The sequence below is a fragment of the Hippea jasoniae genome (genome assembly GCF_000744435.1).
GTDB classification, from domain to species: domain Bacteria; phylum Campylobacterota_A; class Desulfurellia; order Desulfurellales; family Hippeaceae; genus Hippea; species Hippea jasoniae.
The window spans coordinates 177,453-188,677 of the sequence record NZ_JQLX01000013.1 but is presented as its reverse complement, the minus strand read 5'-3'; the positions used below and the strand labels follow the sequence as shown (position 1 = coordinate 188,677).

Here is an 11,225-nt window from a genome sequence, read left to right as displayed (position 1 = left end):
TTTAACCTTACGGACCAGTAGTTAAACTACCTCCTGAATAACCTCCGCCTTCTTGAATGGTGCTTCCTGAATAACCTCCGCTACTTGTTTGACGGGGATGATTTTTTTGAGTAATGGGAGGGGAAACTGCATATTCTGGAGGATTCTGATGATTATTTGAACCAACCTCATCATTGCCAAATGTTTCTGTTTCGTAATCGCCTAAACTCTCCGTATTTTTTCCAATACTTGAATCGCTACCCTGATCTGAGCCGTAATTACCAATTTTTCCACCAAATTTTTTAGGCTCAGATGGTGTTTTTCTGGGTCTGATAAATACCATATTTCCTGCTGCTACAAAAACCCTAAATTGCGGATAGGCTAAATTATAAACCTCAACAAGTCCTTTATATACCTTCACAACCGTAAAATCCTTATGTTGAACAGAAAATTTAGTGCCCCTAACACCTGCAACTGCTATAGGTGTTTCTATTTTAAAATAATTTTTTGATTGTTTTATCTTTCTAACAACTTTAGGAACAACCGTTGCCGTAACTTTTCCTTTTGTTAATTTAATCAACGCCTTCTCTTTTGAAAGATATTCATTCAATATAACACGGCTATTGGACGAGATGGTAATCTTGTTTCCATCAAAAAATTTAATTACAGCAGTTGAATTAACGCCTGTTGAAACTATATCACTTTGAGAAACTGTATCACCAACTTTTGCCTTAATAAACGGAGGTTTTCCATTTTTCAACATAAATACATAATTTTTAACTTCTATAAACCTACCAACATCGGCTGCATTAGCAAAGGATACAAAAAATCCCATTATAAATATAACTATTAAATAGAATCGCCTCATTTTTATCCCCCCTTCATTTAACTTATCAATATATTATTAAACAAAATTTTAAGCTGTGTCAAATATTTTGTTCATTTAAGCGTTCTTTGATAATCATTGCTATCTTTTTGCTTATACCCTTTATTGAGGCAATTTCATCGACAGAGGCATTTTTTAGATTTTCTAAAGATCCAAAATGCTCAAACAAAAGCCTTTTTCTTTTTGGACCAATAAATTCTATTCTATCAAGGGCGCTTGCAAGCACATAATCCTTTCTTTTCTTTCTGTGGTATTCAACGGCAAATCGATGAGCTTCATCCCTGAGCTTCTGAAAAAAACCCAGAATATCTTCGTCAATCTTTTCAATTTTGCCATCCAATGTGTAAATAGAATCAACAGCATTAAAGCCTCTTTTTGTTCTATTGTCTGTTTTTTCCTTTGCAATACCTATAACTGGCGTATTCAAAAAAGCCTCTTTTGCTGCCTTAATCTGAATAATGCCTCCATCAACAACAATTAAATCAGGCAGTTTCATTGAGCTTTTAAGGATCAATTTTCTATGCCTCTGCATCAACTCTTTCATTGCTTCAGACTCAAAAGAAGATTGTAACTTGTATCGTCTGTATGATGATTTATCAAAACCATCAGGTTTATATCTTATAACTCCTCCCACAACATTCTCAAAAGAAATATGTGAAATATCGGCAACATCGATAATTAAAGGTAGTTCTTCTAAATTAAATTTATCCTGTATCTTTTTTAACAGTTTTAGATTATTTTCAAGCCTTTTTGAGTATAACTGGAGATTTATCTTTGCATTTTGCTCTGCAAGCTTTAAAAGCTTTGCCTTGTCCCCTTTTTTTGGTTGTATAATTTTAACAGTTTTAATTTCACCCAAAGCTTTTTCCACGATCTCTTCTGATTCAAGCCCATTTAAAACAATTTTATCTGGTATTACCTGCTGATTATGCAGATAGTATTGCATAAGAAAATCTCCAACAAAATCGCTATCCACATGCTGATAATTAAAGAAAAAACTTCTTGCACCAACTATATTTTTAAATCTTACACTCATCACATATACAGCTGTAGCAATATCGTTTTCTGCAAAACCTATAACATCTAAAAAATCTTCATTTATCTCACTAACATTTTGATCGCCTTGAAGTATCTCAATAGCCTTAAGCATATCCCTTATCTTGATGGCTTTTTCAAAATTCAAACTATCTATGCACTGCTTTAGTTCCTTTTTAAGCCTCATCTTTATCTTTGATGGATTTGTAAGTATTTCCTTTATCTGTTCTATTAGCTTTAAATAATCCTCTCTTGAAATTTTTTTAGCACAGGGAGCTGTGCATCTGTTCATCTGGTAGTAGATGCAGGGATATTCAGAGCCCTGACACTGCTTGTCGTTTTTCTGGGCTATTTTAAAAGTGGACTTCAAAAGTTTTATCAGTGTTCTTAACTTTTCAACCGGTGTTATAGGGCCAAAGTAAAAATCACCTTTATGCTTTATTCTTCTTGCAATACTCAACCTCGGATATTTTTCAGAATAACTTATCCTTAAATAGGGATAACTTTTATCATCCCTTAAAACGATATTGTACGGTGGTCTGTGCTGTTTGATTAGATTTGACTCAAGCAAAAAAGCTTCAAGCTCATTGTTTAAAGTTATAAATTCAACACAGCAGGCTTCTCTCAATAAAGAAAGCTTTAAAATATCCTTATCTTTCCTGTTTAAATAGCTTCTCAATCGCCTACGCAGTGATTTTGCTTTGCCTACATATAAAATCTCATCTTCTTCTGAATAGATTATATAAACGCCCGCTTTATCTGGAATCTCACCAATTAAAGAAGGGTTTTTAAACAGCTCAATCCTGTTCATTTATAATAAATGCATAGCCAGACAGCAGGATTGGATGTATATTCAACGCTGTGTTTGTCATGAGGCTCGATAATCATATAATCTCCGCTTTTTAGCTTTACCATACCCTTCGATTCGAGGTATAGCTTTGCCTCACCGTATAGCAGAATTACAAATTCATATTCATCGTTGTCGTAGTAGAACCCTTTTTTTGAAAAACTGTTGTATGAAACGATTCTTTCTATTTTAACATTTTCACTTTTTGTAATTGTTTCTATGATCTCTTCACCTTTTTGACCAATTTCAATTCCCTCAAATACATTCATCTTCATACCCCCATAAATTTTTAAAAACTTCAAGCGAGGCTGATTTCATTTTCTCAATCTCTAAATTTACAATATCATTAATAATCAACTTCTCTCCTGTTGTTCTACCAATTTTTTTAATTTCTACACCATGGTTTTTAGCAAGCTGCAATACTCTCTCATCATCATTGGATTCAACAACTATAACGCCACTGGTTTCGCTAAATAGATAAAAATCAGCCCTTCCTTTAATCGGCAAGTCAAATATTCCCCCCATGTTGCCTGCCATAGACATCTCAGCAAGGCAGTTTAATATACCTCCTTCTGAAACATCATGAGCAGCAAGCAAAATTCCCTCACCAACCGCCTCAAGCATAAAACCCATCAATCGTTTATGTAAATCAAAATCTATTCTTGGCAGCTTACCAGCTGTTTTTTTTGTAGTGTACTTCAAATACGCAGAGCCTCCAAGCTCACCTTCAATAATATCTCCAAGCATAAACACACTACTGCCTTCTTTTTTAAAACCAATAGTTGGGGCATTGAATGGTTTTTCTGCTATTCCTACCATACCGATTGATGGTGTTGGATAAATATTTTTACCGTTTGTTTCGTTATAGAAGCTGACATTGCCACTGACAACAGGCACATCCAAAGTTCTGCATGCAACAGCCAATCCATCCAAAGCCTTTTCAAACTGCCACATAATTTCAGGATTTTCTGGGTTTCCAAAATTTAAACAATCTGTGAGTGCTATAGGTTTTGCACCAACACAAATAAGGTTTCTAAAAGCCTCCAAAAAACTCAACTGAGTTCCTTTGTATGGGTCAATATAAACATATCGCGGATTTACATCAACAGTTGCAGCCACACCCTTTGATGTTTCCTTTATACGGATCAGTGCAGCATCTGATCCTGGTTTTATAACCGTATTTGTTTGAACGGTAGAATCGTAGTTTTCATAAATCGGTTTTTTATTGGAAAACTCAGCTGTTTTAAGCATTTGCATAAAAAGTTCATTAAGATTAGATGGTTGTTTTATTATCTCAAAATCAAAATTGGCGACATTATTTAGGTATGCAGGTTTCTTTGTAGGTCTTTTGTAAACAGGAGCCTTCGATGTCATCAATTCAACATCGATATCAGCTACCACTTCATTATTAAAAAACAATCTTATCTTTTTTCTATCAGTTACAACTCCTATTATTTCAGCATCAAGTGAATATTTCTTAAAAATCTCTTTAACTTTATCCTCTTTTCCTTTCTTTGCAACAATCAGCATACGCTCCTGAGATTCAGATAGCATAATCTCAGAGGGCGTCATCTTTTCTCTCAAAGGCACTCTATCCAGGTATAAATCAATACCAACACCACCTCTGTCAGCCATCTCAAATGAGCTTGAAGTCAACCCTGCAGCACCCATATCCTGAATACCTTCAATCGCATCCTCTTCCATTAATTCAAGACATGCCTCAAGCAAAAGCTTTTCGGTAAACGGGTCTCCCACCTGAACAGCTGGCCTTTCTTCTTCAAAGTTTTCATCAAACGATGCAGAGGCCATTGTGGCACCACCTATACCGTCCCTGCCTGTTTTTGAACCCACATAGAAAACAGGGTTTCCTATGCCTTTTGCCACACCAAGAAAAATTTTATCCTTCCTACCAACACCCAGACAGAAAGCGTTAACAAGGTTGTTTGTGTTATAACACTCATCAAAAAATGTCATTCCGCCTATTGTTGGCACGCCCACGCAATTGCCGTAATCTCCAACACCTCTCACAACTCCATCAATCAAAAAAGGTGTTCTCTCATAACTCAAATCGCCAAAAAACAAACCATCTAAGTTCATAACAGGTCTTGCACCCATTGTAAAAATATCTCTTAAAATGCCTCCAACACCTGTTGCTGCACCCTGATACGGCTCTATAAAACTGGGATGGTTGTGTGATTCCATCTTAAAAACCGCTACAAACCCGTCACCTATATCAACAACGCCTGCATTTTCACCAGGTCCAATTACAACATACCTGCCCTTTGTCGGCAGCTTCTTTAAAAAATGCTTTGATGATTTATAGCTACAATGTTCACTCCACATAGCAGAGGCTATATCTAACTCAATATCGGTGGGATCTCTCAATAAATGTTTTTTTAAAATTTCATACTCTTCCTTTGTTAAACCAATTTTCTCCAGCTTATCAGATACAGACATCATACCCCCCAACTTTTATTTACATGATAAACATTCTTTTTTGCATCAATCAATGTAGCCATCACATTTCAATATAAAATATTCTTAAAAGTTTCTCAATCTACTTTTCTGGCTCGATAATTAATATCACAATTATTTTCTAATCAATAGAAAACCATACTTCAATTTGATAATATTGAAATATAAGGAGGGTAACCATGAGTCTTGAGAATTACAGAAAAATAGACATTTTTAAAGGATTAACAAATCAATATATAACAAATATTGCGCATTATTTGCATTACAAAGTAATAGAAAAAAACAACATAATTTTCTTAGAAGGAGATAAAATTAAATTTTTACCCATTTTATTAAGCGGAAAAGTAGAGATTTCAAAATTTAGTAGTGAAGGAAAGAAATTAACAATATGGTATATACGTCCCTATCAAGCTTTTTGTTTGGCTGCTTTAACAATAGGTGAGGCAATTTCGACAGCAAAAACAATTCAACCATCTCAAATAGCCTACTTTAATTTAAAGGATCTGAAGTTTCTATTTAAAAAATACCCCATAATTCAGGAAAATATCTTTGAAATTTTATCTAAAAGATTTGTATATAAATCAAAGTTATTGCATAGTATAGTTTTAAACAATCCAGAACAAAGAATCTTGGAAATATTGAACAATCCAGACAATCTATGTAAAGCAGAAGATGGATTTATCGTCAACCTCAATCAAAATGAAATAGCATCTTTAAGCGGATTATGTAGAGAAACAGTGTGCAGAATCATAGCCAAACTAAAAAAAGAAGGATTAATAAAAACAAAAAACAAAAAGATACTTCTTACTGACTTAAACAGAATAAAATCTTTTTTAGTATAATCATTGTGATTCAAATCACAGCTTTCTAAATTCATTTCAACTATCATAATCATAGCAAATTTATTTAGGAGGTGAAGTATGAAAAGAGCGGCTTTAAAAGGTGTTTTGCTGGCGATTGCAACAACAGTAACTTTTTCGGCTACCTCAATTGCAGGTACTCCGGTTTCAACAAAGAAAATCAAGATTGCAAGGCAACACATTGAACAGGTAACACCGCAAAAAGCCTATGAAATGAAAGGTGTTGTATTTGTTGATGTGAGAAGTTATGTGGAATATAAAAAAGGACATATTCCTCATGCTATTTGGGCACCCAGAGGCTTACTGGATTTTAAAGCATTAAAATGGTTTCCAGATAAGAGTAAAACCTATATTGTCTACTGCAAAACAGGTGGAAGAGGCTCAATATCAACATACGATATGGTTCAGTTGGGTTATAAGGCATACAACTTAAAAGGTGGTTTCCTTGCTTGGAAAAAAGCTGGACTACCTATAGAAAAAGGTGAACCTAAGGGTTTAGGTAAGGCAGCAGAATAAAAAAAGAGCCTTCGAAAGAAGGCTCTTTTTTTATATTAAAGTAATATATTATGAAAGCAAAGATGTTTTCTCTACTGGCAGATTTATATAGCTATCCAGATGATTCTTTTATTGATAGCTTTAGGGAAATTTCAACTTTATGTCCATCTCTAAAAAAGCTCTACAGCACTCTATCAAATCTCAGCTTGGATGAAATAGTATCTCACTATATTGCAACTTTTGATGTCAACAGAAACGGAGTAAAGTGTGTCCCGTATGAATCCTACTGGTACGATAGAAGGCTAATGTCAAACAGAGTAGTTGATGTTGTAGACTTCTACAGTAAGTGCGGATATACAGTAAATCAGGACGAAATCAAACTACCCCCCGATCATATATCTATCGAGCTTGCGTTTATCTCTTTACTTTTGGAGGCCAATCAATTAAAAGAGGCTAAACTATTTTGTAAAATTCATCTATCTTGGGTAGAAAAGTTTATGACATGCCTTAAAAATGAAAGCGTTCTGTATTATGAATTGGCTCAATGTATAATCAAACAAACATCTGAGTTTTTGAAGGAGGATACATGACAAAGGGAGAAATAATAAAGAAAGATTTCAAAATTACCGGTTGGATGGTGTTTTATCTACTGCTATTTGCAGTGGGTTTTATAGGAATGGCTCTTGTGTTCTTTAAGGGCCAGGAAGCCTCTTATGGTGTAAGCAGAGAAATATCATGGGGCTTATTGATAATAGGATACTCCTTTTTCGTTGGTATAACTACAGGACTTTCTCTATTGGCAGCTTTTGGTCATCTTTTTGGTTTTGAAAATTTCCATGTTTTAAGTAGAAAAATGATGTGGACTGCACTAAGCGCCCTTTTGGCTGGCTTTTTTATAATCTTTTGGGACCTTGGGGGACCATTCAGACTTCAGATACTTAGGTTTGTAACCAACATAGTTCCATTTCATTGGAAATCACCTATATGGTGGATGTCGGTTTTGTATGCAATGGAGTTACCAATATTGATAGTAGAAGTATTTCTTTTACTTGCAAACAAAGAAAAATTAACATTTATAGCAAGTATATTAGGATTCATAGTGGGAATTTCTGCATATAGTAATATGGGTTTCGTATTTTCTGCGAATATAGCAAGGCCGTTCTGGTACGGTCCTTTTATACCGATGTTTTTTATCCTATCCGCAGTTGCACTTGGTGCTGCATTTGCGATTATATTGTTGCTTGTAAATAGAAAAGAATTAAGTGACGAAACATTCGCAATTACACTCAAAACATTTTCCAAAACCTTATTAATAGTTTTACTCATGATAATCTTTGCAAAAATCTGGAGAAGTGTAACTTTGATCTACGGCAAAGAGCCAATGACTTATGAGGCAGCAAAACAGCTATTTGCAGGAAAATTAAGTTTTAATTTTTACTTCTTTGAAATTCTTTTAGGTATAATTACACCTTTTGCTTTGCTTCTGTGGGGAAGATTTAAATCTACATATTTATCATTGATATCTTCAATATGCGTTATTATTGGTATTTTCTTCTTTAGATATGATACAGTAGTAGCTGGTCAACTAATACCGGTAAATTCTATATACTTTCCGCACAAAGAAGTTCTCTCATACATGCCCTCTATTGCAGAGATCACTTTATTTATTTCTGCAGTAGGTGTAATGGGTTTGGTTTACACTATAGGTAGCCGCATTCTTCATTTGGAGGAGGAAAATCATGGCTAAAAATATTTCAAGAAGGGCTTTTATTAAGACAGCTGTAGTCGGGGGCTCGGCTATAATTGGTCTTAGTGCTTTAAACAGCAACAGCATCGCATCATCCAAAACCAAGAGCTATGAAGAAAAAATCGTAACCTACGATAGAGGAAAGAAAAGCTTTAATTTTTGCGAAATGTGTTTTTGGAATTGTGGTGTTATAGCATATACCAGAAACGGTATAGTGCATAAATTAGAAGGCAACCCACATAACCCCAACAACCGTGGTTATCTATGCGCTAAAGGCAACGCAGGCATCTATACCCTCTATGACCCAAATAGACTAAAATACCCTATGATGAGAGTGGGTAAAAGAGGCGAAGGAAAGTTCAAAAAAGTCAGCTGGAAAGAAGCATTTGATTATATAGCCGATAAACTAAAATTTATTCAACGAAAATACTCATCAAAAAGCATAGCAAGTTTTTTACATGGTACAGGCGAAGAACCTTTTATCATTCTTTCTAAAGCTTTAGGCACACCTAATATAATAATACCCGCATACTCACAGTGCATGGGTTCAAGAGAAGTAGGATGGGTATTAACATACGGCACAGGTGTATCCGGGCATTCCACATTCGATTTTAAAAACTCAAAATATATAATATCGTTTGGAAGAAATATTTTAGGGGCACTACAGGTAAGAGAGGCAGAAGATTTAATAGAGGGCATCTCACGAGGTGGCAAACTTGTATATGTTGACCCAAGATTTTCAGAAACAGCCGCCAAAGCTTACAAGTGGTTACAAATAAATCCTGGTACAGACCTTGCTTTAATACTATCTTTAATTCATGTTTTAATTAGAGATCAACTTGTAAATATGGATTTTGTTGACAAATACTGTATAGGCTTTGGACAGCTATCTAATTTTGTAAAACAGTATACACCTGAGTGGGCTGAAGCAGAAACTGGCATAAGCGCAAAACTGATAGAAAAAATAGCCTGGGAATACGCTGAAAATGCTCCAAATGTTTTGGCTGTACCTCCAAGAAGATTTTCAAGATACGGCAACGATACACAAACATCAAGAGCTATTGCAATCTTGAATGCCTTAGCTGGTAACTGGGGTGTACCAGGTGGTATATGGGTGAGAGATAAATTTGCATACATTGAAGAGCAGTATAATTCCAACGATTGCGAAATAATCAAGGTACCCTTTAGGCCACCGAAAGAAGATGAGCCACCTTTGGTAAACGAAGAAAGAGCCGATGGAGCAGGCAGTGAATATCCGCTGGCACCAAAATCTCTGGGCAGAGAAAACGGCATTATTGAAGCAACAAGAACAGCCAAACCATATCCAATTAAAGCATGGATTATATATGGAACAAACCCGATTTCATCTTCCGCAATAGGCGTTAACAGATTAACAGAAGAAGTATTAAATAAGCTTGAACTAATAGTCGATATAGACATAATTCCTAACGACACAAGCATGTATGCTGATATAATTCTTCCAGAATCTACCTATCTTGAGAGATACGACCTACCCCACATTCAGAAAGACGCATATCCATTTATAGCAATAAGAGAACCAGCTGTTAAACCATTATTTGACACAAAGGTTTCATGGGATATAGCCAAAGGAATTGCTGATAGATTGGGGTTGGGGAAATATTTTAAAGAAACAGTTAAAGAAAGAACTGAAAAAATTCTATCCAAGCTTCCATCCAAACTAAAAAAAGAGTTAGAAGAAAAAGGCGTTATAGTTTTTGAGGGAACCGATCCATATCCGCAGGCAAGCGGCAAAAAACTAACTTTCAAAACGCCAAGCGGTAAAATTGAGCTTTACTCAACAAAACTTGAGAAACTATACAAAGAAAAGGGTGATGCATATTATCCATTACCAAAATACATACCCCCCGTTAGCATCGAAGATAAATCTCTTTTCAGGTTGTTGTTTGGTAGAGTTCCAGTCCATACCCATGCAAGAACTCAAAACAATAAACTGCTTGCTGAATTGTATGGTAAAAATGAAGTATGGATAAACAAAAAGGATGCGGAAAGATTAGGTTTGACTGAAAAAAGTAAAGTAGTTTTATCAAATCCAAAAACCGGCGTTAAAAGTCCTGTAGTCGGAGTAAAAATAACCAACAGAATAAAAGAGGGTTGTCTATTTATTGCTCACGGTTTTGGTCATATATCAAAATTCTTAGATGTCGCTTACAAAAAAGGAATATCTGATGCACAGCTGTGTAGTGATGGTGTGGACCCCATCAGTGGTGCCGCTGCTTTTAATAATTCATTTGTAAAAATTACCAAAGTCAGGAGTTGAGCCTATGAGTGAAAAAAATCAAAAAAGACAACACAGATATGCAATGGTTATTGTGCAGGATAGATGTTTGGGGTGCATGGCATGTTATGCAGCTTGCAAGGAAGAATGGAATGTACCCATAAACAAAGAGATGTTTAGAACAGAGGTTTTAGAGGTTGAATATGATGAAAACGAAACCCCAAAGGTTGTATTTCTGCCAATCTTATGCAACCATTGCGATAATGCTCCCTGTGTAGATGTTTGTCCAACAGGTGCAAGTTTTAAAAGAGAGGAAGATGGAATTGTTCTTGTGGATCCATCAAAATGCATAGGATGTAAAGCCTGCATGGAGGCATGTCCCTACAATGCAAGATATTACAATGAAGATATAGGTTCTGTTGATAAATGCACATTCTGCCTACCAAGAATAAGTAACGGATTAGAACCAGCTTGCGTTGCAACTTGTGTGGGAGAGGCAAGAAACTTTGGAGACCTAAACGACGAAAACTCAAAAGTCTACAAACTATTGAAAGATGCAAAAAAAGTATGGAGATTTCAAGAGGAAAAAGGTACACAGCCAAACGTATATTATGTTAGTATAAACTATTAAGATGAGGAGGTTG

Annotated in this window: 10 protein-coding genes; 6 read left to right on the top strand and 4 right to left on the bottom strand. The window is 35.3% G+C overall.

The features are described 5' to 3' along the window. Positions 1 to 7: 7 nt before the first annotated feature. The 4 genes from EK17_RS05820 to purL are packed head-to-tail and all read right to left on the bottom strand — an operon-like array spanning position 8 to position 5,204. Complete coding sequence (locus tag EK17_RS05820) at positions 8 to 847, bottom strand: FecR family protein (protein ID WP_035588474.1); 840 nt, start codon at positions 845 to 847, stop codon at positions 8 to 10. 58 nt (positions 848 to 905) lie between these two features. Next, positions 906 to 2,711 carry an excinuclease ABC subunit UvrC gene (uvrC, locus tag EK17_RS09055; RefSeq protein WP_051904468.1) on the bottom strand — a complete coding sequence of 602 codons (1,806 nt, stop codon included), beginning with the start codon at positions 2,709 to 2,711 and terminating at the stop codon, positions 906 to 908. Further along, entirely contained in the window at positions 2,708 to 3,016 is a 309-nt protein-coding gene (locus EK17_RS05810; RefSeq protein WP_035588471.1) for a cupin domain-containing protein, read from the bottom strand. Before EK17_RS05810 ends, uvrC begins: the two co-directional genes overlap by 4 nt. Continuing rightward, positions 3,003 to 5,204 (bottom strand): phosphoribosylformylglycinamidine synthase subunit PurL, encoded by a 2,202-nt coding sequence (gene purL / locus EK17_RS05805; protein WP_035588468.1) that lies wholly within the window; start codon positions 5,202 to 5,204, stop codon positions 3,003 to 3,005. Before purL ends, EK17_RS05810 begins: the two co-directional genes overlap by 14 nt. Positions 5,205 to 5,401: 197 nt before the next feature. On the opposite strand from purL, the gene EK17_RS05800 reads away from it, so the two are divergent. The 6 genes from EK17_RS05800 to EK17_RS05775 all read left to right on the top strand — a co-directional run bounded on the left by EK17_RS05800 (position 5,402) and on the right by EK17_RS05775 (position 11,212). Continuing rightward, positions 5,402 to 6,064 (top strand): Crp/Fnr family transcriptional regulator, encoded by a 663-nt coding sequence (locus EK17_RS05800; RefSeq protein WP_035588465.1) that lies wholly within the window; start codon positions 5,402 to 5,404, stop codon positions 6,062 to 6,064. 78 nt (positions 6,065 to 6,142) lie between these two features. Then, positions 6,143 to 6,598 (top strand): rhodanese-like domain-containing protein, encoded by a 456-nt coding sequence (locus EK17_RS05795; RefSeq protein WP_051904467.1) that lies wholly within the window; start codon positions 6,143 to 6,145, stop codon positions 6,596 to 6,598. Positions 6,599 to 6,648: 50 nt separating this feature from the next. Next, positions 6,649 to 7,167, top strand: a complete 519-nt coding sequence (locus EK17_RS05790; RefSeq protein WP_035588462.1) for a TorD/DmsD family molecular chaperone — start codon at positions 6,649 to 6,651, stop codon at positions 7,165 to 7,167. Then, entirely contained in the window at positions 7,164 to 8,324 is a 1,161-nt protein-coding gene (gene nrfD / locus EK17_RS05785) for an NrfD/PsrC family molybdoenzyme membrane anchor subunit (protein WP_035588460.1), read from the top strand. Before EK17_RS05790 ends, nrfD begins: the two co-directional genes overlap by 4 nt. Next, positions 8,317 to 10,623 (top strand): molybdopterin-containing oxidoreductase family protein, encoded by a 2,307-nt coding sequence (locus tag EK17_RS05780; RefSeq protein WP_035588457.1) that lies wholly within the window; start codon positions 8,317 to 8,319, stop codon positions 10,621 to 10,623. Before nrfD ends, EK17_RS05780 begins: the two co-directional genes overlap by 8 nt. Before the next feature lie 4 nt (positions 10,624 to 10,627). Further along, positions 10,628 to 11,212 (top strand): 4Fe-4S dicluster domain-containing protein, encoded by a 585-nt coding sequence (locus tag EK17_RS05775; RefSeq protein ID WP_035588454.1) that lies wholly within the window; start codon positions 10,628 to 10,630, stop codon positions 11,210 to 11,212. Positions 11,213 to 11,225 lie beyond the last annotated feature (13 nt).

Coding starts and splice junctions, on each gene's coding strand:
- EK17_RS05820 (WP_035588474.1), bottom strand. CDS start 847: ATGAGGCGATTCTATTTAATAGTTATATTTATAATGGGATTTTTTGTA.
- uvrC (WP_051904468.1), bottom strand. CDS start 2,711: ATGAACAGGATTGAGCTGTTTAAAAACCCTTCTTTAATTGGTGAGATT.
- EK17_RS05810 (WP_035588471.1), bottom strand. CDS start 3,016: ATGAATGTATTTGAGGGAATTGAAATTGGTCAAAAAGGTGAAGAGATC.
- purL (WP_035588468.1), bottom strand. CDS start 5,204: ATGTCTGTATCTGATAAGCTGGAGAAAATTGGTTTAACAAAGGAAGAG.
- EK17_RS05800 (WP_035588465.1), top strand. CDS start 5,402: ATGAGTCTTGAGAATTACAGAAAAATAGACATTTTTAAAGGATTAACA.
- EK17_RS05795 (WP_051904467.1), top strand. CDS start 6,143: ATGAAAAGAGCGGCTTTAAAAGGTGTTTTGCTGGCGATTGCAACAACA.
- EK17_RS05790 (WP_035588462.1), top strand. CDS start 6,649: ATGAAAGCAAAGATGTTTTCTCTACTGGCAGATTTATATAGCTATCCA.
- nrfD (WP_035588460.1), top strand. CDS start 7,164: ATGACAAAGGGAGAAATAATAAAGAAAGATTTCAAAATTACCGGTTGG.
- EK17_RS05780 (WP_035588457.1), top strand. CDS start 8,317: ATGGCTAAAAATATTTCAAGAAGGGCTTTTATTAAGACAGCTGTAGTC.
- EK17_RS05775 (WP_035588454.1), top strand. CDS start 10,628: ATGAGTGAAAAAAATCAAAAAAGACAACACAGATATGCAATGGTTATT.